Origin of the sequence: Brevibacterium aurantiacum, from assembly GCF_007558825.1 — a bacterium.
Lineage (GTDB): Bacteria > Actinomycetota > Actinomycetes > Actinomycetales > Brevibacteriaceae > Brevibacterium > Brevibacterium aurantiacum_A.
Window position 1 is genome coordinate 75,084 of record NZ_VLTK01000003.1, and the last position, 23,859, is coordinate 98,942.

Here is a 23,859-nt window from a genome sequence, read left to right on the forward strand (position 1 = left end):
AAGGATCCGAAGATCCGTGAGGTGTGGACGGAGTCTTCGGACTGGGAGAAATCATGAATGACGCGTCGAATGACGGCAACGAAGCAACAGAGGGCATCCTCGCCGATCTCGCCAATCTGCAGCAGTCGGTGAATTCCGCAGACTCCTCTCATGGGGACGTCGACGAGAGCATCAGAGCGAAACTCGACAACATCGCCGAGGCCGCGGAGTCTCTGCGCATTCCCGAGCCGAGCGATGGTGACTCGGACGAGGACGTCGAGGACGTGCCAGAGCAGAGGCCGGGCACACCGAAGAAGGTACGGGACTCTGCAGCCAACAGGGGACTCGTGTTCGAACAGTTCGTCCGTGAACCTGCCGAGGATCCGCAGAACGCAGCGAGCAACGGCCGGGGGAGCGAGGCGAACGATCCCCCGGATGCCGATGACGAGGACTCTGCAGACGATGCCGCGGATGACGCCTCGCCAGCACTGGCCCCCACGTTCGATCCCCGCAACCCCTTCGCAGCGCCCACCGTGGACCCCGCTCCTGCTCCGACCCCGCGCAGCGCGCCAGCCGTGCCACACGACGGTGGACTGATCTTCCAGGTGCCCAAGGCCGAACTGGCTCAGCCCGTCCAGGTTGAGAACGACACCGACGATACCGACGACGCCGACGACTACGACAACGACTCGGACTACGCGGAGGCATCGGACGCCGACGCGAACAGCGCGAAGCGCGATGACTCCGACGACAATGACTCCAACGATTCCGGCGGCCGTCGGCGTCGCCGTGGAGGACGCGGCCGCCGCTCCCGCGGACGCGATGACAACGGCAGCGAATCGGAGAATGACGATTCGCCATCGTCAGCCGAGGAATCTGCTGACGAGGATTCCGACACCCACTCGAACAGACGCGAGTCACGCTCCGGCAATAAGTCGGAGAAGAAGGCTCAGCAGACAGATTCGACCAAGTCCGCCGGCGCCAAATCCTCCGATGACAAGAACTCCGGCCAGCAGTCTGAGAAGTTCGCTGACTCCGGTGATGATGATAACGATGACGATGACGACAACGGTTCGCGTCGCCGTCGTCGCCGTCGCTCACGGACGCGCAGCACGGACAACGATGAGGTGACCTCGCTGAAGGGTTCGACTCGCCTCGAAGCCAAGAGGCAGCGCCGCAAGGAAGGTCGTGAGGCAGGGCGCCGCCGCCCCGTCATCACCGAGGCTGAATTCCTGGCCCGTCGTGAATCTGTGGACCGGACGATGCTGGTGCGTGAAAGCGGCGAGCAGACACAGCTGGTCGTCGTCGAAGACGGGATCACAGTCGAGCACTACCTGAAGGAGAACCGCCAGCAGTCGTCCCTCATCGGCAACGTCTACCTTGGCAAGGTCCAGAACGTGCTGCCGAGCATGGAAGCAGCCTTCATCGACATCGGCAAGGGCCGCAATGCTGTGCTCTACGCCGGTGAAGTCAATTGGGACGCCCTCGGCATGGATGGCAAGGCTCGCCGTATCGAGGTGGCGCTCAGCCCCGGCGACGCTGTCCTCGTCCAGGTCACCAAAGACCCGATCGGTCACAAAGGCGCCCGTCTGACGAGTCAGATCTCCCTGCCCGGACGTTTCCTCGTCTACGTTCCCGGCAACTCCATGACCGGCATCTCACGCAAGCTGCCCGACGTCGAGCGCAATCGACTGAAGAAGCTGCTCAAAGAACTCGTTGGTGACTCGAACGGAGTCATCGTGCGCACCGCAGCCGAAGGAGCAACAGACAAGGAACTCGGCAGAGACGTCGAACGACTGGCGAAACGGTGGGAGACCATCGAGAAGAAGTCGAAGTCGACGAAGGTGCTCGCGCCGCAGCTTCTGTACAGCGAGCCGGACATGATCGTGCGGATCATCCGCGATGTCTTCAACGAGGACTTCTCGTCTCTCGTCATCGACGGCGACGGCGCGTGGAACACGATTCACGAATACGTCGAGGCCGTGGCACCGGATCTGCTCGAGCGCGTCCATCGCTATAGCGAGGACGACGAAATCTTCGACCACTACCGGGTCGAGGAACAGGTGCAGAAGGCGCTGCAGCGCACCGTCAACCTGCCATCGGGTGGTTCGCTGGTCATCGACAGGACCGAGGCCATGACGGTCATCGATGTCAACACCGGCAAGTTCACCGGTTCAGGTGGAAACCTGGAAGAGACCGTGACCCGCAACAACCTGGAAGCAGCCGAAGAGGTCATCCGGCAGGTGCGCCTGCGGGATATAGGCGGCATCATCGTCGTCGACTTCATCGACATGGTACTCGAATCGAACCGGGATCTCGTCGTGCGTCGCCTCGTCGAATGCCTGGGACGGGACAGGACCAAGCATCAGGTCGCCGAGGTGACCTCCCTGGGTCTTGTGCAGATGACGCGTAAGCGCATCGGCACCGGACTCGCAGAGTCCCTTGTCAGTGCCGGGGCCGACCTTTCCGGTCGGGGACTGCTGCTGCCGGGTTCAGAAGAGGACGGCTCGAAGGCCCACCACGGCAACCGGTCTGCACAAAACGACAACTCGAACAGCAAACGTGATCGCAAGCGTCGCGGTGACAATAAGTCGTCGAAGTCCAATGACCCCGAAGGCCAGACAGACTCCGCAGCCAACGACGCCTCACGTTCGGCCGTAGCCGCAATTGCCAAGGCCACGTTGAAGAAGGACGAGACTGAGTCCAAGGACGGTGAGGATTCTCAGGACGCCTCGGCTGCGAGCGACACCGAGTCGACGCCGAACAGTGACTCCACGAAGGAATCGCAGGGAAACGAATCCGCCGATTCGAACGGCAACGGAAAGTCGGGCCGATCCCGGACCCGCAGCAGCCGGAAGCGGTCCAATGCCAAGTCCTCGGAGACATCAGAGCCAACGCATGACGAGTCTGCTCAGGACAAGCAAGTCCAGGACAAGCCGGCCCCGGCGAAAAAGCCTGAGGTGCCTGCTGCCGAGCTTCCGCTGATGATCGGTGCAGACACCGCGACCAAGGTGGCAAAGGCTGAACCGGTCAAGGCAGCACCGCGGCGGAAGCCCGCTGCCAAGGCTCAGGCAGCTGATGAGTCGACGCAGCAGTCGCTGCCGACCTCATTCGTCATCATCGGCGAAGACTGAGCATCATGTCCACTGTCATGTGACTGATGCGGACAGACGACGAGGCGTCCCGCCGCCGATCATGAGGATCGGCGGCGGGACGCCTCAGTTCTTGGATTCCTGATTCCTCGTCGTACTGATGGTCGGCTGCGCAGCCTGATCACCGCAGAGTACGATCATCAGATTCGATACGAGATCGCTGCGCTCGAGATGTCCGAGCTTGACGATCCCGCGTCCCTCGATCTGCTCAATGGCGGTCTCGACCATGCCTACAGCACCTTCGACGATGAGCTGGCGGGCTGAAACAACCGCTGTAGCCTGCTGGCGTTGGAGCATGGCCCGTGCAATCTCTGCGGCGTAGGCCAGTTGCGTGATGCGCGATTCGATGATGGTCACGCCAGCGGCGGCGACTCGTGCTGCGACCTCATTGGAGAGTTTCGATGTGATCTCATCGGCGTTGTCGCGCAGGGACATCCGATTCGGATCCGAGGAATCGTAGGCATAGGAGTTTGCGATGTGGCGCACAGCTGTCTCGGCCTGGATCGCGACGAACTCCTCGAAGTCATCGACCTCGAACAGGGCCTGAGCCGTGTCTTGGACCTGCCAGACGACCACGGCGCCGATTTCGATCGGATTGCCGTCGAGGTCGTTGACCTTCAGTGTGGACGTCTCGTGATTGCGGATGCGTGTCGATACCTGAATCTTCGAATAGAAGGGGTTGACGAAGCGCAGCCCTGATTGGCGCACAGTGCCGACGTACTTCCCGTAGAGCTGGAGCACGACAGCATTGCCCGGAGCCACGGAGGTGCACCCCTTGAACATGAACATCGAGGCAATGAACATGACGATGGCGAGTGCGATGAGGATGACCCCGACCGCGGCCTGGGCAACGGTCATGATGAGTCCGAACACCGCGAGCAGAAGTGCCAGAGTCAACAGGATGACCCCGCCGACGATAGCGAAATATCCAGATACGCCGCCCGCCGAGGTCTCCCTGACACGTTCGCCCTCGACCGATGTGATTCTCGACGGCCCAGGTCGGCTCTGTTCCTGAGGGATTCCAGGGGACCTCTGCGGTCCACCCTGAACGGGCCGCTGCGGGTTACCCTGACGAACGGAACGCTGCGGGTTGCCCTGAGCACCGGATCCGGGATGCTGGCCGCGCCCGGGGAGAGGCTGCTGTGATGTCGGCTGAGATCCTGGCTGGTTCGGAGGCGGAAGGTGCTGATGAGGGTTCTGAGTCATGGTTTCAGTCTAGGACACAGACTGAGACGAGCATCTCACCAATACCTCCTCAGTGTGACGCACGTAACAGTTGGGTAACTGTATTCGTCTCCTGTGCTGTAGAGCTTGCCACCGTCCAAGGGGTGCGGCAGGTTATTGCACCATGAACACTTTGTTATTGGCAGCAGATGCCCCCAAATCACCGGTTGATGATGCAATCAACTCCTGGTTCGATCCGATCGCCACCTTCTTCGGCGGGATCATCTTCTTTCCCATCACCCTCGGCCCTGTTTCCTTCCCCTTCGTCGTTCTCTGGCTCATCGGTGCGGCACTCATCTTCAGTGTCTACTTCGGCTTCATCCAATTCCGCGGATTCAAGGTCTCACTCGAAGTCATCCGAGGAAAGCATTCGACCAAGAACGACCCCGGGGAGATCACACACTTCCAAGCTCTGGCCTCGGCGCTGTCCGGCACCGTCGGACTGGGAAATATCGCCGGTGTCGGTGTCGCCATCGCCCTCGGCGGTCCCGGCGCCACCTTCTGGATGATCATCGCCGGCCTCCTCGGCATGTGTACGAAGTTCGTTGAGTGCACACTGGGCGTCAAGTACCGAGAGATCGACGAAAACGGCGTCGTCTACGGTGGTCCCTTCAAGTACCTGCCCATCGCATTCCGCAAGTTGTCGAAACCCGTCGCCTCGGTCCTCACCGGCATCTTCGCGGTATCAATCCTCATCTTCGGTGTCGTCGGCGGCGGGATGTTCCAGGCCAACCAGACCTTCGCTCAGGTGCGCACCGCTACGGGCGGCGCCGAGGGCTTCCTCGGCGGGGCCTTGGCGTCATTGATCTTCGGCATCATCTTCGCCGTGCTCGTCGGACTCGTCATCCTCGGCGGAATCCGGTCGATCGCCCACGTGACCGACAAGCTCGTTCCGGCGATGGGAATCTTCTACGTCATCTCCTGTCTGCTGGTGTTGACCATCAACTTCGCCCAGATCCCACAGGCCTTCGGCGAGATCTTCCAAGGGGCATTCGCACCTCAGGGGATCGCCGGCGGCATCGTCGGCGTCATGGTCATCGGTTTCCAGCGTTCGGCCTTCTCCAACGAAGCCGGCATCGGTTCGGCCGCCATCGCGCACTCAGCCGTCAAGACCCGTCGGCCGGTCTCAGAAGGCTTCGTTGCTCTGCTCGAGCCCTTCGTGGACACGGTCATCATCTGCACTATGACCGCTCTGACCATCATCGTCGCCAACCAGCCGTCCTACACCAATGACCTCGGTGAGGGTGAGATCGGCGGTGTGGCCTTGGCCTCGGACGCCTTCTCCACCGTCGCCGGTTGGTATCCGGTGCTTCTGGCTATCGCGGTCGCACTCTTCGCCTTCTCCACCCTCATCACCTGGGCCTACTACGGAGAACGTGCGTGGGCCTACCTCTTCGGCAAGTCGAAGGGCGCGGTCACAGTCTTCCGTGTGCTTGTCTGTGCGTTCGTGGTCATCGGGTGCATCGCCAGCTTCAGCAAGATCGTCGAGTTCGCCGATGCCGCCCTGTTCCTCTGTGCGTTCATCAACATCCTCGGCTTGTACATGCTGATGCCGGTGGTGAAGAAGGAGATGAAGAAGTATCTGGCCGACCGTAAGGCCGGTACGCTGATGGATCCCGACACGAAGGACGCCGTTCCTGTGGAGGAGATGGTCTGAGCGCAGCTTCTCTGAGGCCGATTCCGCAATGGCGCGGGGTCGGCCTCCGTGCGTCGTCGATGGATTGCCGCGAGTCTCGTTAGACTGGTGCACGTGGATCAGATCAACGACAAGACACATGCCCAGGAGCGGCTGTTGGAACTGCGCGGAAGCATTGACAACATCGACGCAGCGCTCATCCATCTGCTCGCCGAGAGATTCAAGCTCACAGAGACAGTCGGTGAGCTGAAGGCTGACCACGGTCTGCCTCCCGCAGATCCCGAGCGGGAGGGCAGGCAGGTCGCCCACCTCCGCAGGCTGGCCGAAGATGCGCACCTGGACCCGGAGTTCGCAGAGAAGTTCCTGACCTTCATCGTCGCCGAGGTGATCCGTCATCACGAACGGATCGCTGAGACCCGGGAGGCCTGAGTTCTTCAACTCGAGCGGTTTGCCCAACAGCGGTCGAATCCACTAGACTTGATCGTCGGTGCGCACGACGCACCACGGCTGGTGATTCCTCTCAATGGGACACCCGGGGAAAACCTTCCGCGGGAGCCAAGGGATCAACCGCCGTTCGTTTGTGTATGAACAGAAAGGGTTCGACCATGGTCTATGCCATTGTCCGTGCCGGTGGCCATCAGGAAAAGGTCAGCGTCGGAGACATCATCACAGTCAACCGAATGAAGGCGAAGGCCGGGGAAAGCGTCGAACTCGATGCAGTCCTCCTCGTCGACGGTGAGACTGTCACTACCGACGTTGATGCCCTGTCGAAGGTTGCGGTCAGCGCCGAGGTCGTCAATGAACTCCGCGGCCCCAAGATCATCATTCAGAAGTACAAGAACAAGACCGGTTACAAGAAGCGTCAGGGCCACCGCCAGGACCTCACCCGTCTGAAGATCACGAACATCAAGTAAGAGGAGACTTCACATGTCAAGCAAAAAGGGAGTCAGCTCGTCCCGCAACGGTCGCGACTCGAACGCGCAGTACCTCGGTGTGAAGCGCTTCGGCGGACAGGTTGTCAAGGCCGGCGAGATCATCGTTCGCCAGCGCGGAACCAAGTTCCACCCAGGCGCCAACGTCGGACGCGGCGGAGACGACACGCTCTTCGCACTGTCCGCAGGAGCCGTGGAATTCGGCAAACGCAATGGTCGCAAGATCGTCAACATCGTCGGCGCTTGATCGACTAGTTCTGTTTTTCCCCTGCTAGGGGTCCATGAAGGGTGAGTCTAGAGACTCACCCTTCATCTGATATAAGGACATTATGGCCACCGAGTTCATAGACCGTGTCACAGTCCATCTTTCCGCCGGAGACGGCGGCAACGGGTGCGCCTCGATCAGGCGCGAGAAGTTCAAACCTCTTGGCGGCCCTGACGGTGCCAACGGTGGTCAGGGCGGTGACGTCAAGTTCGTCGTCGACGCTCAGACCACAACGCTGCTCCCGCTGCACCACCGTCCGCATCTGACTGCAAACGACGGCGGCATCGGCAAGGGCGATCTGCGCCATGGTGCGGATGGCGGTGACCTCATCATCGCCGTCCCTGACGGCACGGTCGTGAAGAACCAGAACGGCGAGATCATCGCCGACCTCGTCGATGCCGGAACAGAATACGTCGCTGCCGCAGGTGGCCGCGGCGGCCTCGGCAACGCGGCTCTGGCTTCGTCCAAGCGCAAGGCCCCGGGCTTCGCCCTGTTGGGTGAGCCGGGCGAAGCACTCAGCTTGGTGCTCGAGCTCAAGACGATCGCTGACATCGCGCTCGTCGGCTACCCCTCAGCCGGCAAATCCAGCCTCATCGCGGCCATGTCTGAAGCCAAGCCGAAGATCGCGGACTATCCGTTCACCACACTCGTGCCCAACCTCGGCGTGGTCCAGGCCGGCGACGTGCGATACACCATCGCCGATGTCCCAGGCCTCATCCCGGGAGCATCAGAAGGCAAGGGCCTCGGTCTTGAGTTCCTCCGACACGTCGAACGCTGTGCCGGATTGGTCCATGTCGTCGACATGGCGACATGGGAGCCGGGCCGTGATCCCGTCTCGGACCTGACCATCATCGAATCGGAACTCGCTGCCTATGCTGTCGACCTCGATGACGGAAACGGTCTGCTGCCTCTGTCGGAACGTCCCAAGCTCGTGGCGCTGAACAAGGTCGACATCCCCGACGGCAATGACTTGGCCGATATCGTCCGGCCCGATCTGGAGGCCGCCGGTTATCGAGTATTTGAGATTTCCGCCGTCAGCCACACGGGTCTGCGGGAGCTGTCCTTCGCGATGGCTGAACTCGTCTCGGCCGAACGTGAGCGTCGGGCAGAGTTCGAGGCGACGCCGAAGCGAGTCGTCATCCGCCCTAAGGCCGTTGACGACCGTGGCTTCCAGATTCAAGCCGAAAGCGACGAGGACGGTCCTGTCTTCCGCATCCGCGGCGTCAAACCCGAGCGGTGGGTGCGGCAGACAGACTTCGCCAACGACGAGGCTGTCGGTTATCTCGCCGATCGCCTCGATCGCCTCGGAGTCGAAGAGTCACTGTTCAAAGCCGGAGCGAAGCCAGGTGACACCATCGTGATCGGCGGAGACGACGGCGTCGTCTTCGACTGGGATCCGACAAGCGTCGGCGGCGCCGAGCTGCTGGGCAGCCGCGGTACCGACCTGCGTCTGGATGAGGATGCCCGTTCCACTCGTAAGGAACGCAAGGCCGCATTCCACGATCGTATGGATGCGAAGGCCGCTGTTCGTGCCGAGTTCGAACAGGAGCGCCTCGCAGAGCGTGCCGGTCGCGGACGCGAAAGTTCGACCGGCATCACCTCCGATTCCGAGTCCGGTCAGGAATGAGCGACAGCCAGTCCACCGATTCTGGCAGCATCTCGGCGCGCACCGACATCGCAGCTGCACGCCGCATCGTGATCAAGGTCGGCTCTTCGTCACTGACCACCCTCGACGGAGGGTTGGACGAGGCGAAGCTGATCGCGCTCACCGATGTCATCGGTGCCCATCGCTCCGCCGGACATGAAGTCATCCTCGTGTCCTCCGGCGCGATTGCGGCCGGGCTCGAACCCATGGGGCTCAATAAACGGCCCCGTGACCTTGCCACACAGCAGGCCGCTGCCGGAGTCGGCCAGGGTCTGCTCATGGCCGCCTACACCCGGGCGCTGGGTCGCTACGACCTGGTGCCCGGTCAGGTGCTGCTCTCAGCCGATGACCTGATCCGACGCACTCGGTACAAGAACGCTCAACGTGCCATCGACAAACTTCTGGCCCTCGGGACACTGCCGATCGTCAACGAGAACGATGCTGTGGCGACAGAAGAGATCCGTTTCGGTGACAATGATCGACTGGCTGCACTTGTCGCACACCTGTCGCACGCAGACGCCCTGGTTCTGCTCTCCGACGTCGACGCTCTCTATTCGGGCCCGCCGAATCTGGCCGATTCTGTGTGCATCGAGCAGGTTTCCTCCATCGCCGATCTCGGCGACATCGCCATCGGTGGGACCGGGGCCGCCGGCACCGGCACAGGGGGCATGGCGACGAAGGTCGAAGCCGCGCTCATGGTTGCCGACTCGGGGATTCCCGCGGTGCTGACCTCGGCAGAGAAGATCTCAGCAGTGCTCGGTGGTCAACACGTGGGCACGTGGTTCTCGGTGACGCATAAACGTCGGGGGACACGTCTGCTTTGGCTGCGCCATCTGGCCCGCACCTTCGGCTCGGTGACCATCGACGATGGGGCCGAATCCGCTGTGCTCTCCCGCGGAACCTCGCTGCTGGCTGCCGGCGTGACCGGTGTGACCGGTGACTTCGAAGCTGGCGATCCGATCGAGATTCGGAACCTCGGTGGTGAAGTCATCGCCCGCGGCATGACCAACTTCTCATCGCAGGAGCTGCCCGGGATGTTCGGCATGTCCACGGACGAACTTGGCACCCGACTCGGAAATGATTACCGTAAAGAGGTCATCCATCGCAATGATCTCGTACTCACGCACGTGAGCGGGGGGAGATAATCCATGACCGCTGTATCCGAGATACATCCCAAGACCGTCCGGGGTGTGACCAGAGTAGTCAGGAACGCAAAGAGCGCTGCCGCTCACCTGGCGACGTCATCGACGGCAGAAAAGGACGCCGGGCTGCGCGCGATCGCCGACGCCCTGCGTGAGAATTCCGAGCGAATCGTCAAAGCCAATGAAGTCGACATCGCGGCCGGCATCGACAACGGAATGAACGCAGGTCTCCTCGACCGCCTGCGACTTGACCATGATCGCATCGAAGCCATGGCCGCATCAGTGGGGACGGTCATCGATCTTGACGATCCAGTGGGCAACGTCGTCGTGGGACGAGTTCTGCCCAATGGCATCAGACTGACTCAGAACCGTGTGCCCATGGGAGTCATCGGTGCGATCTACGAAGCCCGTCCCAACGTCACTGTCGACATCGCGATCCTCGCGCTCAAGGCCGGCAATGCCAGCGTCCTGCGCGGAGGCTCAGCGGCCCAGAACTCCAATGCTGAGATCGTCTCCGTGCTGCGCAAAGCCGTGGAATCGGCTGGTCTGCCTGCAGATTCGATCAGCGGAATCGACCAGTTCGGACGTGACGGTGCCAACGTGCTCATGAACGCGCGTGACTACGTCGACCTCCTCATTCCACGCGGTGGCGCTGAACTCATCAACACAGTGGTGCAGGATTCGCTGGTTCCGGTGATCGAAACCGGAATCGGGAATGTCCATATGTTCATCGATTCATCGGCCACCGTCAAGAATTCGGTTGACCTCGTGGTCAACTCGAAGACACATCGTCCCAGTGTCTGCAACTCGCTTGAGACCCTGTTGGTCCATGAGAAGGCAGCCAAGCGCGTCCTTCCCAAGATACTCGACCGCCTCGACAAGGCCGGAGTCGTTCTGCACGCCGACACCACTGTCGCGGCGTTGGCACCGGAGACGATGAAGGTCAAACGTGTCTCTCGACGCGACTGGGCCAAGGAATACCTTGACCTCGAACTGGCGGTGAAGGTCGTGTCGGGAATCGACGAGGCGATCGAGCATATTCGCGCCTATTCCTCAGGCCATACCGAGGTGATCGTGACTAAGGACATCGACAATGCTGAGACATTCGTCACTGCCATCGACGCCGCAGCAGTCGGAGTCAACGTGTCCACACGGTTCACCGATGGGGGAGAGCTCGGCTTCGGTGCAGAGGTGGGAATCTCGACCCAGAAGCTCCACGCCCGCGGACCCATGGGAGTCGAACAGCTGACGACCACGAAGTGGGTCATGATGGGCAATGGTCAGATCCGCAGCTGACGCAGACCGGGCCAAAGCACACCGACGGTGCACTCAGACGCCACCGATACTTACGTCGATGCCCACTTGTCTCACCGTTCATGAGAAACTGAAAGCATAAGCACTGCGACGCAGACAGACCGCGTCATCATCATCGAGAAGGAGAGAGCACGTGAACGCAGCCCTGTTGACCACCGTTGCCGAAGGCGCGGAGAAGGCAGCCCACCACACCGAATTGCCCATGGATCCGATCTTCTTCGGACTCATCACCCTCGCGATCTTCCTCTCGATGGCAGCAGTGAGCCGGTCGTGGAAGGGCATCTCCAACCGCCACTGATATGGCTAAGCAAACACGCAGGGTCGGTGTCATGGGTGGCACCTTCGATCCCATTCACCACGGTCACCTGGTCGCAGCCAGTGAGGTGCAGTCGACCTTTGATCTCGACGAGGTCGTCTTCGTACCCACCGGACGTCCCTATCAGAAGGATGCCGGAGAGGTCACCAGCGCCGAACATCGGTATCTGATGACCGTCATCGCAACCGCGTCGAACCCGCGCTTCACAGTCTCTCGAGCCGACGTTGATCGTCCAGGTCCCACTTATACCATCGATACCCTGCGGGACCTGGCCAGGAACTACGGATCCGACACAGAGATGTTCTTCATCACCGGCGCGGACGCTTTGGCTCAGATCCTGACGTGGAAGAATGTAGACGAGCTGTTTTCCTTGGCTCACTTCGTCGGAGTGAGTCGCCCGGGGCACGAACTTCGCAGTGAGGGCCTTCCGGTGGACAGGTTGAGCTTGGTGCAGATCCCTGCACTGTCGATATCGTCCACGGATTGCAGACTACGGGTGATGGATGGGGCGCCCGTCTGGTATCTCGTACCGGACGGGGTCGTTCAGTACATCGCGAAATACGAGTTGTACAGGAGTGAAAATGGCTGAGGAGCAGTTCACGTCACGCCGTGCCAGGCGAGAAGCCGAGCGGGTGGCTGCGGAACAGGCGTTCGAAGCACGAGAGACACCTGAGCAGCCAAAAGAGACGTCATCGAACGATCGATCCGACCTGCTGAGCCCGCCGCCAGCACGGGGCCAGGCACCCGACTCGCCGGCGGACACCGAGTCACAGTCTCAAGCCGTACCTGAGCGCGGCGCTTCATCTGCCGACCAGGCGCAGGAGTCGCGACCTCCGGTCGAAGCGGCGGAGCCCGTCGATCCTCAACAAGCCCCCTTGCCCCATTTCGATTCGCGCACCGCCCGTAAAAGCTACCTTCGCGATAACGGGCTGTCTCGTGAAGGCGACCTCTCCACCGGAGCGACCCCTGTCGTCGCAGGACCGGGAACGACAGCGCCCGAGGAATCAGACGAGGCTGCCGCCGGCGAGAACGAATCCTTCGACACCGCTGGATTCGGCGGTTCGGCCGACGAAGTCGCCGCACGAGACTTCGAATCTCCGGTCACCGCGGCCTCCGCACCGCGACCGACTGCCTTCGACGATGCCCCGCGCGATGCACTCTCCCAGCCGATCGAAGATCTGGACCCGGGAGCAGCAGCGACCAGCTCCCCGTCGGGACCTGCAGAATCGCCAGTCAAAGATTATGCTCTTTCGTCTGCTCCTAGGCGGCCCGCCGCTGAACCAGCGCCGCCTGTACAGCCGAAGCCTGAGCCGGCCCAGCCTGAGCAGCACACGGAGGACTCACCAGCCCCGGCGCAGGCACCAGCCCCGGCCCAGGCACCAACTCCGGCGCAGTCATCAGGACTTGGACAGTCAGCAGCCGCCGGCGATGCGCTCAACGATGATGCCACCGATGAGGGCGGCGGGACGAGCCGCTCACGGCGGATGCCGATCGTGCAGCCGCCGAGCAGCTCCGGAGTCCGGGTCGTCACAGCCGCCTCGGCCCAGATCCCGGAGGTCGACAGTCCGGCGGCGACTCCAGACACCGGCACCGATCAGCCTTCGAAGGCCCGCGGCGACTCCGGCCGAGGCCAGAACGCAGGGACGACATCAACCAACGACTCGTCTGCTGCAGGCACTGGAACCTCGTCCGATGACGCGGCTCGCGCACTTGCGGCCAACCCCGAGACCCGTCCGATGGAGACCGTTCCAGAGGCCTGGGCACTTCCCAATCCTGATTACGAGGACGAAGAGACTGAGAATCCTCCGGGGACACGTATTCGCGCCAGCGAGGTCACCGGTCACGACGGCCGGATCCTTGTTGGGGAAGAACCATCCAAAGTACCCTATGTGGTGCTGGGTGTTGCTGCGCTCTTCGCAGTCGCACTCATCGTCATTGCACTGGTCATGTTGCTGTAATCATCTGAAAGGCTCTTGTGAGCGAGACCGTTGAATCAACCCAAATGCTGAGGACTGCCGCACGTGCGGCAGACGAGAAGTTCGGCACCGATCAGGTGGCCCTCGATGTGAGTGCCACTCTCTACATCACCGATGCCTTCCTCATCATCTCGGCGGAGAACGATCGTCAGATCGCATCGATCGTCGACGCCGTTGAAGAGGCCCTGCAGACGGCCTATGGTCACACTCCTCTGCGCCGTGAAGGTCGGGGGAGCGGGGACTGGGTCCTCCTGGACTTCGGTGACATCGTCGTCCACGTCTTCTCGCAGGAGCAGCGCGAATACTACGCGCTCGAACGCCTATGGAAGGACTGTCCGGTCATCGATCTGGAACTGCCGGCGCCGGCTGCCGCCGACGACTCTCAATGACCAGGACCGTCATCTTCTGGCGGCATGGCCAGACCGACTACAACGTCGAACGCCGGTTCCAAGGTCAAAGTGATATTCCGCTCAACGAGCTCGGGCGGACTCAAGCCGCTCTGGCAGCGAGCTACCTGAGCGAACTTCATCCTGGGCTCATTGTCTCCTCCGACTTGTCGCGGGCCGCTGACACCGCCGACGCGCTTGCTTCGCTGCTGAACGTCGGTGTCACCCGCGACGACCGTCTGCGTGAGACCGCCTTCGGCCAGTGGGAGGGCCACACCCGGGACGAGCTCAGTGCATCGTGGCCAGACGAGCTCGAACAGTGGCTCAGTGGAGCTGACACGAACCCGCCAGGTGGAGAATCCCGCACAGAGTCAGGTCGTCGAGTCGCCTCGGCGATCACCGACATCGTCGCTGGTTCGGAGGCCAAGACCATTGCCATCGTCGCGCACGGAGCAGTCCTGCGCGCAGCCGCAGAACTGCTGCTCGGCATGGACGGTCCTGGTCGGCTCGCAGTTCTGGGAAACTGCGGACACGGCGAATTCGGATTCACCGGTACCAGCTGGATCCTTCGCAGCTGGGGCACAGTCCCCTCCTGACGCGTGCTCTGCACAGGTCTGACCTGTGCAGAGAGCACTGACGACTCGTGCACTCACTGCCGTGAGGCGTGAACCGTACGAATCATGCCCACCAGCGCCTGGGCTGATGCGTCCCAATCGAAGAGCTTGGCCTGCCTCTGCCCGGCCGCCGAGAGTTCGGACCACAGCGCGGGATCGGTGAGACGTTCGATAGTGGTGGCCACGTCACTGGCATCATCGGGGTCGAAGTAGACAGCAGCCTCGCCTGCGATCTCGTGGAAGATCGGAATGTCTGAGACCGCCACCGGCACACCTTGGGCCATCGCCTCGATGACAGGTAGCCCGAATCCCTCCTCCTGAGAGGCCGTGACCAGAGCGGTTGCGCCCTCGAGCAGTTCCGCATACTCCGCATCGCTGACCCCCCGGTGGAAGATCACTTTCGCCCGGTTGGGAATCAGTGCACGCAACGCAGCTTCACGCCTGCCGTCGATTCGACTGGCGATGTGCAGCGTCCATCCCGGAAGATGCTCCAGGGATCGAATCAGGGTCTCGACATTCTTATAGGGCAGGAACGCGCCCATGTAGACCAGCGAACGCGCATCATTCCTGTTGACGGAGCGTATTCCGGAAACAGCAGCCTCGGCGGCATTGGACACCACGGTCACCGGCTTCGACGACAGATGGTGCTCTGCGATCAGGTCCTTCGTCGTCTGACTCACGGAGGCGATCGCATCGGCGCGCCCCAACAGCAGACGCTGCGGAGCGTAGCTGAGGTGGTAAGCCCGCCACAGCAGCCGGAGTGCCGCTGGCAGATCGGCCGGGGGCAGCGGATGCGAATAGTAGATGAGATCGTGGACGGTCAGGATGAGGCCGTACCTGCGTCCCGACGATCCCATCACCTGCATGGTGGAGAAGACCACATCGGCGCCGAGGTCGTTGAGCTTCTTCGCAATGAAGATCTCCTGCCAAGACGTGGGGGAGTTGAGCCTGACCCATGCACAGTCGGGAAGGAGATCCAGCTGAGCTTCATCGTTGATGATCGCAGTGACCTCGATGCCGGTTCCCCGCACGGCTGTGAGCAGAGCTGCGAGCAGGCAGGATCCGTAGCGGGAGATGCCATCGTGGTGCGTCGTTCGCGTGAAGCGGGCATCGAAGTAGACGTGTATCGTTTCGTTCGTCTGAGTGCTGTGTGTGCTTTTGCTCATGGAACTCCGAGTCGATAGTCTGATCATCTGTAAGTCTGCGTTCATCCGAGATTACGTTCATCGTGACGAAGGGTCAGTGAGTGAAGGAACCATCACCTGCGTCCGTGGCACTGAGGCTACGGTCATGATCCTAACGGTTCTCGCTCTTGCCGCACTCATCATTCTCACCCCCATCATCACTCGCTGGCTCGGTCGAGCCAGCGGATGGCTCCTGGCCGCCGCCTATCTCGGCATCGCCGGCCTGTTCACCCCTACCGCCGCCGAGGTGATGGCGGGTGCCACTCCGGAAGTGACCTACCAGTGGATTCCCTCCTTCGGTGTCGATCTGGCCCTGCGCGCCGACGGCATCGGCGTCATCTTCACCTACATCGCACTGATCATCGGCGCGATCGTCTTCGTCTATTCGACCGGCTACCTGTCCCAAGGGCGCAACACGAGCTTCTACTGGCTGATGGTCATCTTCACCTTCTCAATGGTGATGCTGGTTCTCAGCAACGACCTCTTGGTGCTCTTCGTGTGCTGGGAACTGACGTCTCTTGCCTCCTTCTTCCTCATCGCCCGGTCAGGCTCGCCCGGCCAGGGGCCCTCTCTGCGCACAATGTTCATCACCTTCATCGGCGGACTCTCCCTGCTGGTGGCAACCGGAACCATCATCGCGGTCACCGGGACCACGAACGTCCACGAAGCGCTGAACTCGCCCGTCTGGTCGGGTCAGTCACCGGTGACGACGCTGGTCGCGATTCTCATCGCGGTCGCGGCGATGACCAAGTCGGCTCAGTTTCCCTTCCATTCCTGGCTGCCTGACGCGATGGCCGCAGCCACACCGGTCTCCGCGTATCTGCACGCGGCCGCCGTGGTCAAGGCCGGCATCTTCTTGCTCCTGCGCTTCACACCTGCATTCCACGCCACCCCTGCTTGGAACACCCTGCTCATCGTTGCCGGCCTCATCACCGCCTGCATCGGGGGCTGGTTCGCTCTCAACCAATACGATGTCAAGAAGCTGATGGCCTATTCCACGGTCTCGCAGCTGGGTCTCATCACCGCTGTGATCGGCGTCGGCTCCGAAGCGGCGATCGCCGCTGCGTGCCTGCATGTGATCGCCCACGCCCTGTTCAAATCCGGCCTCTTCATGATGGTCGGAGTCGTTGACCATCTCGCCGGGACTCGCGAACTCACTCGGATTCCACAACTGATGCGAGCGGCCCCGGGGGCCTTCTTCGTCATGATCATCGGCTGTGCCTCCATGGCAGGCATCCCACCTCTTCTCGGCTTCGTCTCGAAGGAATCCCTCTTCACGGCATTCGCTGACACTCCCGGTTCGGCCTGGACCGGATGGGCGGCCCTGCTGGTAGCCGTCGCCGCCTCGGTGCTCACCTTCGCCTACTGCGCGAAGACTGTCTGGGGGGCATTCATCGACGGCAAACCGGTGGAGAAGGCGCGACTGGGACACGGGTCACCCGTCATGCTTGTTGCCGCTGCGATGCCGATCCTCGCCTCGATTCCGCTGAGCTTCGTCCTGTTCGTCTTCGACAATCCGCTCGATCAGGCAGTCCAAGCGGCCATTCCCGATGCAACCGAAGCAGTGCACCTTGCCCTCTGGCACGGAGTGAATAAGGAATTGATAGCCTCGCTGCTGATCATCGCGATCGGCGTGATCATCATCGTCAACCGTTCCCGCGTCTTCGTCTTCTTCCACCGAGCAACCCTCGGCTTCGACGGAGCCAACGTGATGAGCGGTCTGACGTGGGTTCTGCGTCGTGCCGGTCGCGGCCTGAGCATCTTCGTCACTCCGATGAACTCCGGCCCCTACCTGGCCATCTCGCTGGGTGGTCTTGCCGTTCTCGCCTTCTCGGCCGTCCCGATCATCTATTCGGACCTGCCGCCTCTGCAGGATGGTCTGTGGCGACCCATCGACATCGTCCTCCTCGTCCTCATCACCGTGGCCGTGCTCGTTGTCTGCAGCTCCCACTCCCGTCTGACCACAGTGGTTGCTCTGTCGGCAGTCGGCATCCTCGCCACTGTCCAGATCCTGGCTCTCGGCGCTCCGGACGTCACTCTGACTCAGCTGCTGGTCGAGGCGATGACGATCATCGTCATCATGTTGGTGCTGCAGAAACTTCCACGTTCATTCTGGAGATACCCGAAGCGCCTGCAGGCCACCCGCGTGATCTTCGCCCTCATCGTCGGACTTGCCGCCACCATGCTGACACTGGCACTCAACGGGCGTCGGGATCGGTCAGACCTCGGTCTGTACTACATCGAGAACGCTCCCGACATCAGCGGTGGAAACAACATCGTCAACACGATCCTCGTCGAATTCCGTGCTCTGGACACCCTCGGTGAGCTCACCGTCCTCGGCATGGCCGGAATCGCTATCGTCGCAGTGATGTCGACGGTCAAGGACAAGTTCATCGATCCACCCGCGGAGAACATTCCCGAACCGCCGAGGCAGGCGTGGATTTCCATCCGGCCTCGGGGCACGACCGCCTATCGCGCCGTCCATGAGGCCTGGCCCAACGTAATCCCGCCGCAGCTGACGATCAGAGTCCTCGGTCCACTGCTGGCGATCACTTCACTCGTGATCTTCTGGCGCGGTCACAATGAACCCGGCGGCGGCTTCATCGCCGCGCTTGTCGGATCTGCGATCATCGGCCTCCTCTACATGTCCACGGCCAAGGATCGCGCCATCGGCCCGCCGCGTGCACCTCTGTACCTCATCGGTTCCGGTGTGGCCACAGCGGTCGTGACAGGATTCATCGGGCTCATCTTCGCAGGCTCCTTCCTCGAACCCCTACACGGGTATCTTCTCGGTCAGCACTTCACCACCTCGATGCTGTTCGACCTCGGCGTGTACATCGCAGTGGTCGGCCTCATCCTGGCCTCCTTCAATCTGCTCGGCGTCTCCGACTCCGCGGCCACCCCGGCCGGTGACGATGTGCTGACCAACGGCATCATCCGCCGCGATGTCGAGCGCACCCGGGAACGTGCCGATGAGCTCCTCTACGGCGAGCTCAGCGGACCGCTGGACGCGATCAGGGGAGAGCGGCCACCGCGTGACCGGCGATCGAAGGTGGCCGACCCGGATGCGAAGGTGCGCGCCTCATCAACTCATATCCTGCACGGTGATGCTCCCACCGAACGTTCCACCGGCGAGACAGCGGAACAGCCGCCGACCAACGAACAGCCGCCGACCGATGAGCAGGAGGATGCGAAATGGTCCTAGCCATCACAATCGGAGTGCTGACCGCAGGCGGGGTGTACCTCATGATGCAGCGGTCGATGGTCAGAGGTGTCTTCGGGCTGACTCTCATCTCCCATGCTGCGAACTTCATCCTGCTGTCTGCGGGAGTCGGAGCCTGGCGAGTCGAGCCTCTGAGTGATCGGGGCGATCAGAGCCTGGCCGCGGATCCGCTGCCGCAGGCCTTCGTCCTCACGGCAATCGTCATCACCCTGACGGTGACGATCTTCATGCTCGCTCTGGCTGTGCTCGGTCACGATGACGATCAGAAACGGGCTCCGGAGACAGGGGAGGCCCGAGAGTCATGAACCCAGCATTCCTGCTCCTGCTCATCGGAGTCCCGCTCCTGTTCTCCGCGCTGAGCGTGCTCATCACCTCCCGCACCTTCGACCGCGTTCTGCTGCTGGCGGCTCCGAGCTTCGTCGGCATCTCCGGCATCGTGCTGCTCTTCGTCCACCATCGCCAGCCGGTGCTCGCTCATTCCGTCGGCGGCTACGTCCCCGGCCTGGCCATCCCCTTCGTCTCGGATACGTTCACCGCGCTGATGCTGGTCCTGACATCAGTCACCGCCATCGCCAGCTGCATCTTCCTCATCACAACCGGTGAAGACCAGTACCGGTTCGTTCCCGCTCTGATCCTGATGATGCTCACCGGCGTCTACGGTGCGCTACTGACCGGGGACCTGTTCAACTTCTTCGTCTTCATCGAAGTCATGGTGCTGCCGGCCTACGCACTGGTGGCGGTGACCGGAACCTGGCGCCGCCTCGGTGTGGGCCGCATGTACGTCATGGTCAACCTGCTCACCTCGACCATCCTGCTCATCGGTGTCGGGTTCGTCTACGGCGCCACCGGCACCGTGAACATCGCGATCCTCGCCCAGATGGGGGCGCCGACTGGGCAGGGAGCACTGGCCATCGGAGTCGTCCTCTTTGCGCTGATCATCAAGGCCGGCGGTGCGCCGTTCCACGGTTGGCTGGTGCGCAGCTACCCGAACACCTCGGCGGGAATGATGTCGCTGTTCTCGGGATTGCACTCGAAGGTCGCCCTCTACGCGATCTACCGGATCTACACCACTGTGTACGGCGAACCCGCCGCCTGGGTCAACGTCATCGTCGCCATCGCCATCGCCAGTATCCTCATCGGCTCCATCTCCGGGTTCGGACAGAACCGTGTCCGCAACGTCCTCGCCTTCCAGATGACGAGTGGGGTCGGACATATTCTGCTCGGTGTGGTGCTCCTGACCTCGACGGCGCTGGGTGCCGGCGCCTTCTACATGGTCCATCACATGATCACGATGTCGGGGCTGCTGCTCATCATGGGAGCGGTCGAGCAGACCTACGGCAGCGGTTCGTTCAAGAAGCTGACCGGGCTGGCCGGCCGAGAAAGATGGGCTACGATCCTGATGATCCTCGGCCTCTTCTCCCTCATCGGGCTCCCGCCGACCTCGGGCCTGTGGGGCAAAGTCGGACTCATCACGGCCGCGACCGGCGGCGAGGGTGCACTGGGTTGGTGGCTGGTTGCCGCGATCGTCCTCGGAGCTCTCATCAGCCTGCTCGCGCTGCAACGCACGTGGCGCAATACCTTCTGGGGGCCGCCGATGCAGACCTACCGCCCGGACTCAGCCGAGACCGGCAGGGCTCCTGCCGAACCCATCGTGAACAGCGTCCGGATCCCTGCGCGCCTGTTGGTGCCGGGAACGATCATGATCGCGATGTCCGTGGCGATCTTCGCCTACCCCGAACCGCTGCTGGAGATCACCACCCGCGCCGCGACCGCGCTGCTTGACCACAGCGCCTACATCGAGGCGGTGACGGCCCCATGATGCGCATCATTCACGGCATCTCCTATCTGGGTTATATCGGCTGGGCGATCGTGACCGGGTCGGTGACAATCGTCACCCGAGTATTGCGCCCCGGCCAGTACGCGCAGCCGATGATCGTAGAGATCCCGCTGCGGTGCGTGACCGACCTCGAGGTGACCCTGTTCGCCTCATCGATCACGATCACCCCGGGGACATTGGTCACAGCCATCGCCGCGGGCACCTCCACACAGCCGCCGGTGCTCTTCGTCCATGCCCTGTTCGAGGATTCGGAGGAGGCAGCTATGGAAGGCCTCTATGACATGGAGTCACGACTGCTTGCAATGACCAGGGGCCGGGCACCGTCCGGACCGGCTGCCAGCTCCGCTGAGGTTGAACAGGAGGAAGAACGCCCATGACCATCGTCGTCAGCATCTGCATCACCATCCTCGCCGCGGCCGTCATTGTGGGCCTCGTCCGGGTTCTCACCGCCAAGGACCTGGGCTCGCGCGCGATCGTCAGCGATCTCATGTACTTCTCCGCCATCGGCATGCTCACGATGTTCGGCATCCTCGTGTCCTCGTCGATCGTCCTCGACGCGATCTTCCTGTCGTCCATGGTCGGCATTCTCGCTACCATCGCACTGTCGCGGATCCTCACCAGGGGGCTGCGCTGATGAATGATGCCGTGGCAACCACCCTGGTCGGTGTCTTCGGGATCAGCGGGTCCCTGCTCATGCTGTTCTCCGCGCTTGCGATGTTCCGAGTCCGCGACGCGCTGTCCCGGATCAACGTATTCTCCCCGGCTACAGGTTTGGGAATGCCTCTGATCGTGGTCGCGGTCTACGTCTATGACATTCACTCGGAAGGCTTCAGCTGGGGCTCTCTGCTGATGGCCGCTGCTGCTGTGCTGTGTCTGATCATCGTGTCCTCGGTGGGCAGCAACACGCTCTCGCGTGCCAGTGTGCTGTCGGGACAGCCCGTCTACCGAAAGACCGCTCCGAATCGGTTGGCGCGCCCACCTGCGGGAGTCGTCGACGACGACCCGGATTCTCCTGATCAGCCGAGGACCGGGGCCTGAGCGGTCGGGTCCCAGCTGTTGAGTTCGGGACCCCGTCCGGCTATTCTCTGCCTGTGGTGCGCAACGTGATGTTGATTCTGCCGCCGCCGAGGTGGTCCAGACGACCATATTCAGGCGCGGTGGCCTCCCGGATGGAGGTCACCCCGTGATAGGCGAAGCGGGCAGGCCCGCCGAAGACGAAAGCATCGCCGGAGGCCAGACGAATGTCCTCATAGGGCTTGTTACGGGTGACGGTGTTGCCGAACCGGAAGACACACGTATCACCAAGCGACAATGATACGACTGGAGCAGGATCGGACTCGTCCTTGTCCTGGTGCATTCCCATCTTCGCTCGAGCGTCGTAGTAATTCACCAGAGCCACGTCCGGACAATACTCTTCGGGCACAAGACCCCAGAGACTCTTGGAGTCAACGGGGGAGTCAGGATCCTCAGCAACCACCTCGGCGGCGGTGGAGACGACCTGACGACCAAGACGAGTCATCCAGTCCGGGAATGAGAGCACCCGCTGACCGTTGACATCGCGGGCGTGGCGATCATAGCGGCCCGGCTGCCAATGCCATCCCAGGCCAATGGTTCTCACGCTCATCGGATGCCCGGCGATCGATGTCGCATGAGCAGGCACCGGCCCGGACTGCCACTTCGCGTACTGTCTGATGATCCAGGTTTGAGCCGCCTCGTCGAGGAATCCTGGGAGCCAGACTGCCCCCGGTGCGATGACGCGGGGGCGGCGGTTGAAGGCCTCGTCGGCGAAGAGCGACTCCATGGCAGGACGCACCCGAACTCAGAGTGCGCCGAGTTCGATCGACTCGTCCTGCAGGCGCGCGGCAGAGACGCTCTTGCCGATGAGAGCCCGAAGCTCGTCACCGACGTCCCAGATGTTGACGTTCATGGCCGCTGTGACGGTACCTCCGCGAGTCCAGAACACGATGTATTCGCCGCTCGACCTGTCGCCGCGAATGACGACATCGTCGTCACTGCTGCCATGACCCACGTATTCCATGCCGAGATCGTATTGGTCCGTGTAGAAGTACGGTTCCCAGTCGTAGACCTTGTCCCCGCCGGTGATGGTGGACGCGGCGACTTCGGCCTGGCGCACTGCGTTGTCCCAGTGTTCGACGCGCAGTCGCTGGTTCAGCAGTGTGTTCTGCGCTGCAGCAATGTCGCCGATGGCGAGGATATTGGCATCGCTTGAGCGCATATGCTCATCGACGATCACGCCGTCATCGGTCTCCAGGCCCGCAGCAGCGGCCAGTTCGATGGTCGGGTCTGCACCGATTCCCACGACGACCAGGTCGGCAGGAAGGTCACCGGCACTGGTCTGGACGGATTCCACGGCCTTCGTTCCCGAGAAGCCGGTGGCGTCAGCCTCGGTGACGAACTCGATGCCGTTGGACCGGTGGAGCTCTTCGAAGTACTCACCGATCTCCGTGCCGAGGGCCGACTTCAACGGGGGAGTCGAACGCAGGACGACGGTGACATCACATCCGGCGTTCTGCGCTGCCGCGGCGACCTCGAGGCCGACCCAGCCACCGCCGATGATGACAACTTTACTGTCCTGACCGAACTGCGAACGGATGGCCACAGCGTCACCGGCGTCGCGAAGGGTGTGGATGTTGCCCAGATCGGCGCCGGGCACGTCCAAGGAGCGCGGAGTGGAGCCTGTGGCCAGGATGACCTGACCGTAGACGAGGCTCTCGCCATTGTCGAGGGTGATGCTCTGATTCTGCGCATCCAGTTCAGTGACAGTGGTTCCGAAGAACGTCGTCACATCGTGGGCGGGATACCAGTCCGCACCGCGCAGTGCCGACTCGGCTGGGTCTGATCCTTCGAGCATGACCTTCTTGGACAAATCCGGACGGTAGTAGGGTGCGGCCGGATCGGAGCCGATGAGAGCGATCGACGCGGTGTAGCCGCCGTCGCGGAGTGCCTCGACCGCTGTTCCGCCGCCGATTCCTGCGCCTATGATGACAGTTCCGAATTCCTGAGCCATTGCCTG

Annotated in this window: 23 protein-coding genes; 19 read left to right on the forward strand and 4 right to left on the reverse strand. The window is 62.1% G+C overall.

All coding sequences use genetic code 11. From position 1 onward, the window contains the following. Nucleotides 1-53: 53 nt before the first annotated feature. Nucleotides 54-3,113 carry an Rne/Rng family ribonuclease gene (locus tag FO013_RS05195; protein WP_143921528.1) on the forward strand — a complete coding sequence of 1,020 codons (3,060 nt, stop codon included), beginning with the start codon at nt 54-56 and terminating at the stop codon, nt 3,111-3,113. An 84-nt stretch (nt 3,114-3,197) separates the two neighbouring features. Here FO013_RS05195 and FO013_RS05200 read toward each other — a convergent pair whose 3' ends face one another. Next, nucleotides 3,198-4,337, reverse strand: a complete 1,140-nt coding sequence (locus FO013_RS05200; protein WP_260848004.1) for an SPFH domain-containing protein — start codon at nt 4,335-4,337, stop codon at nt 3,198-3,200. Nucleotides 4,338-4,479: 142 nt separating this feature from the next. On the opposite strand from FO013_RS05200, the gene FO013_RS05205 reads away from it, so the two are divergent. The 12 genes from FO013_RS05205 to FO013_RS05255 all read left to right on the forward strand — a co-directional run bounded on the left by FO013_RS05205 (nt 4,480) and on the right by FO013_RS05255 (nt 14,563). Beyond that, entirely contained in the window at nt 4,480-6,012 is a 1,533-nt protein-coding gene (locus tag FO013_RS05205) for an alanine/glycine:cation symporter family protein (RefSeq protein ID WP_143921529.1), read from the forward strand. Between the two features lie 93 nt (nt 6,013-6,105). Beyond that, nucleotides 6,106-6,420 carry a chorismate mutase gene (locus FO013_RS05210; protein WP_143921530.1) on the forward strand — a complete coding sequence of 105 codons (315 nt, stop codon included), beginning with the start codon at nt 6,106-6,108 and terminating at the stop codon, nt 6,418-6,420. Between the two features lie 176 nt (nt 6,421-6,596). After that, complete coding sequence (gene rplU / locus FO013_RS05215) at nt 6,597-6,905, forward strand: 50S ribosomal protein L21 (RefSeq protein WP_029417392.1); 309 nt, start codon at nt 6,597-6,599, stop codon at nt 6,903-6,905. Between the two features lie 13 nt (nt 6,906-6,918). Next, nucleotides 6,919-7,170 (forward strand): 50S ribosomal protein L27, encoded by a 252-nt coding sequence (rpmA, locus tag FO013_RS05220; protein ID WP_143921531.1) that lies wholly within the window; start codon nt 6,919-6,921, stop codon nt 7,168-7,170. 82 nt (nt 7,171-7,252) lie between these two features. After that, nucleotides 7,253-8,815 (forward strand): GTPase ObgE, encoded by a 1,563-nt coding sequence (obgE, locus tag FO013_RS05225; protein ID WP_143921532.1) that lies wholly within the window; start codon nt 7,253-7,255, stop codon nt 8,813-8,815. Continuing rightward, nucleotides 8,812-9,978: a glutamate 5-kinase gene (gene proB / locus FO013_RS05230; RefSeq protein WP_143921533.1), complete on the forward strand. Its 1,167-nt coding sequence runs from the start codon at nt 8,812-8,814 to the stop codon at nt 9,976-9,978. The genes obgE and proB overlap by 4 nt, the downstream gene beginning before the upstream one ends. 3 nt (nt 9,979-9,981) lie before the next feature. Further along, complete coding sequence (locus FO013_RS05235) at nt 9,982-11,271, forward strand: glutamate-5-semialdehyde dehydrogenase (RefSeq protein WP_143921534.1); 1,290 nt, start codon at nt 9,982-9,984, stop codon at nt 11,269-11,271. Between the two features lie 151 nt (nt 11,272-11,422). Then, nucleotides 11,423-11,587, forward strand: a complete 165-nt coding sequence (locus FO013_RS22315) for a hypothetical protein (protein WP_167389343.1) — start codon at nt 11,423-11,425, stop codon at nt 11,585-11,587. Nucleotide 11,588: 1 nt separating this feature from the next. Then, nucleotides 11,589-12,194, forward strand: a complete 606-nt coding sequence (nadD, locus tag FO013_RS05240; protein WP_143921535.1) for a nicotinate-nucleotide adenylyltransferase — start codon at nt 11,589-11,591, stop codon at nt 12,192-12,194. Continuing rightward, nucleotides 12,187-13,563: a hypothetical protein gene (locus FO013_RS05245; protein ID WP_143921536.1), complete on the forward strand. Its 1,377-nt coding sequence runs from the start codon at nt 12,187-12,189 to the stop codon at nt 13,561-13,563. Before nadD ends, FO013_RS05245 begins: the two co-directional genes overlap by 8 nt. 44 nt (nt 13,564-13,607) lie before the next feature. Next, on the forward strand, nt 13,608-13,970 hold the full coding sequence (gene rsfS, locus FO013_RS05250; protein ID WP_143921537.1) for a ribosome silencing factor: 363 nt from the start codon (nt 13,608-13,610) through the stop codon (nt 13,968-13,970). Further along, entirely contained in the window at nt 13,967-14,563 is a 597-nt protein-coding gene (locus FO013_RS05255) for a histidine phosphatase family protein (RefSeq protein ID WP_143921538.1), read from the forward strand. The genes rsfS and FO013_RS05255 overlap by 4 nt, the downstream gene beginning before the upstream one ends. A 53-nt stretch (nt 14,564-14,616) precedes the next feature. Here the strand turns inward: FO013_RS05255 and FO013_RS05260 are convergent, their stop codons facing one another. Continuing rightward, nucleotides 14,617-15,747, reverse strand: a complete 1,131-nt coding sequence (locus FO013_RS05260; protein WP_186293000.1) for a glycosyltransferase family 4 protein — start codon at nt 15,745-15,747, stop codon at nt 14,617-14,619. 124 nt (nt 15,748-15,871) lie between these two features. Between FO013_RS05260 and FO013_RS05265 the strand changes: the two genes are divergently transcribed. The 6 genes from FO013_RS05265 to FO013_RS05290 are packed head-to-tail and all read left to right on the forward strand — an operon-like array spanning nt 15,872 to nt 21,863. Then, entirely contained in the window at nt 15,872-18,970 is a 3,099-nt protein-coding gene (locus tag FO013_RS05265) for a DUF4040 family protein (protein ID WP_143921539.1), read from the forward strand. Further along, a complete protein-coding gene (locus tag FO013_RS05270) occupies nt 18,961-19,293 on the forward strand; it encodes a sodium:proton antiporter (RefSeq protein ID WP_143921540.1) in 333 nt (110 codons plus the stop codon). The genes FO013_RS05265 and FO013_RS05270 overlap by 10 nt, the downstream gene beginning before the upstream one ends. Further along, nucleotides 19,290-20,807, forward strand: coding sequence for a monovalent cation/H+ antiporter subunit D family protein (locus tag FO013_RS05275; RefSeq protein ID WP_143921541.1), 1,518 nt, complete (start codon nt 19,290-19,292; stop codon nt 20,805-20,807). Before FO013_RS05270 ends, FO013_RS05275 begins: the two co-directional genes overlap by 4 nt. Beyond that, nucleotides 20,804-21,202, forward strand: a complete 399-nt coding sequence (locus FO013_RS05280) for a Na+/H+ antiporter subunit E (RefSeq protein WP_313900568.1) — start codon at nt 20,804-20,806, stop codon at nt 21,200-21,202. Before FO013_RS05275 ends, FO013_RS05280 begins: the two co-directional genes overlap by 4 nt. After that, a complete protein-coding gene (locus FO013_RS05285) occupies nt 21,199-21,459 on the forward strand; it encodes a monovalent cation/H+ antiporter complex subunit F (RefSeq protein ID WP_143921542.1) in 261 nt (86 codons plus the stop codon). Before FO013_RS05280 ends, FO013_RS05285 begins: the two co-directional genes overlap by 4 nt. Then, nucleotides 21,459-21,863, forward strand: coding sequence for a cation:proton antiporter (locus FO013_RS05290; RefSeq protein ID WP_143921543.1), 405 nt, complete (start codon nt 21,459-21,461; stop codon nt 21,861-21,863). The genes FO013_RS05285 and FO013_RS05290 overlap by 1 nt, the downstream gene beginning before the upstream one ends. A 40-nt stretch (nt 21,864-21,903) precedes the next feature. Here the strand turns inward: FO013_RS05290 and FO013_RS05295 are convergent, their stop codons facing one another. After that, nucleotides 21,904-22,626 carry an alpha-ketoglutarate-dependent dioxygenase AlkB gene (locus FO013_RS05295; protein ID WP_143921544.1) on the reverse strand — a complete coding sequence of 241 codons (723 nt, stop codon included), beginning with the start codon at nt 22,624-22,626 and terminating at the stop codon, nt 21,904-21,906. An 18-nt stretch (nt 22,627-22,644) separates the two neighbouring features. Beyond that, nucleotides 22,645-23,853, reverse strand: coding sequence for an NAD(P)/FAD-dependent oxidoreductase (locus tag FO013_RS05300; RefSeq protein WP_143921545.1), 1,209 nt, complete (start codon nt 23,851-23,853; stop codon nt 22,645-22,647). Between the last annotated feature and the right edge of the window lie 6 nt (nt 23,854-23,859).

Coding starts and splice junctions, on each gene's coding strand:
- FO013_RS05195 (WP_143921528.1), top strand. CDS start 54: ATGAATGACGCGTCGAATGACGGCAACGAAGCAACAGAGGGCATCCTC.
- FO013_RS05200 (WP_260848004.1), bottom strand. CDS start 4,337: ATGACTCAGAACCCTCATCAGCACCTTCCGCCTCCGAACCAGCCAGGA.
- FO013_RS05205 (WP_143921529.1), top strand. CDS start 4,480: ATGAACACTTTGTTATTGGCAGCAGATGCCCCCAAATCACCGGTTGAT.
- rplU (WP_029417392.1), top strand. CDS start 6,597: ATGGTCTATGCCATTGTCCGTGCCGGTGGCCATCAGGAAAAGGTCAGC.
- rpmA (WP_143921531.1), top strand. CDS start 6,919: ATGTCAAGCAAAAAGGGAGTCAGCTCGTCCCGCAACGGTCGCGACTCG.
- obgE (WP_143921532.1), top strand. CDS start 7,253: ATGGCCACCGAGTTCATAGACCGTGTCACAGTCCATCTTTCCGCCGGA.
- proB (WP_143921533.1), top strand. CDS start 8,812: ATGAGCGACAGCCAGTCCACCGATTCTGGCAGCATCTCGGCGCGCACC.
- FO013_RS05235 (WP_143921534.1), top strand. CDS start 9,982: ATGACCGCTGTATCCGAGATACATCCCAAGACCGTCCGGGGTGTGACC.
- nadD (WP_143921535.1), top strand. CDS start 11,589: ATGGCTAAGCAAACACGCAGGGTCGGTGTCATGGGTGGCACCTTCGAT.
- FO013_RS05245 (WP_143921536.1), top strand. CDS start 12,187: ATGGCTGAGGAGCAGTTCACGTCACGCCGTGCCAGGCGAGAAGCCGAG.
- rsfS (WP_143921537.1), top strand. CDS start 13,608: ATGCTGAGGACTGCCGCACGTGCGGCAGACGAGAAGTTCGGCACCGAT.
- FO013_RS05255 (WP_143921538.1), top strand. CDS start 13,967: ATGACCAGGACCGTCATCTTCTGGCGGCATGGCCAGACCGACTACAAC.
- FO013_RS05260 (WP_186293000.1), bottom strand. CDS start 15,747: ATGAGCAAAAGCACACACAGCACTCAGACGAACGAAACGATACACGTC.
- FO013_RS05265 (WP_143921539.1), top strand. CDS start 15,872: ATGATCCTAACGGTTCTCGCTCTTGCCGCACTCATCATTCTCACCCCC.
- FO013_RS05270 (WP_143921540.1), top strand. CDS start 18,961: ATGGTCCTAGCCATCACAATCGGAGTGCTGACCGCAGGCGGGGTGTAC.
- FO013_RS05275 (WP_143921541.1), top strand. CDS start 19,290: ATGAACCCAGCATTCCTGCTCCTGCTCATCGGAGTCCCGCTCCTGTTC.
- FO013_RS05280 (WP_313900568.1), top strand. CDS start 20,804: ATGATGCGCATCATTCACGGCATCTCCTATCTGGGTTATATCGGCTGG.
- FO013_RS05285 (WP_143921542.1), top strand. CDS start 21,199: ATGACCATCGTCGTCAGCATCTGCATCACCATCCTCGCCGCGGCCGTC.
- FO013_RS05290 (WP_143921543.1), top strand. CDS start 21,459: ATGAATGATGCCGTGGCAACCACCCTGGTCGGTGTCTTCGGGATCAGC.
- FO013_RS05295 (WP_143921544.1), bottom strand. CDS start 22,626: ATGGAGTCGCTCTTCGCCGACGAGGCCTTCAACCGCCGCCCCCGCGTC.
- FO013_RS05300 (WP_143921545.1), bottom strand. CDS start 23,853: ATGGCTCAGGAATTCGGAACTGTCATCATAGGCGCAGGAATCGGCGGC.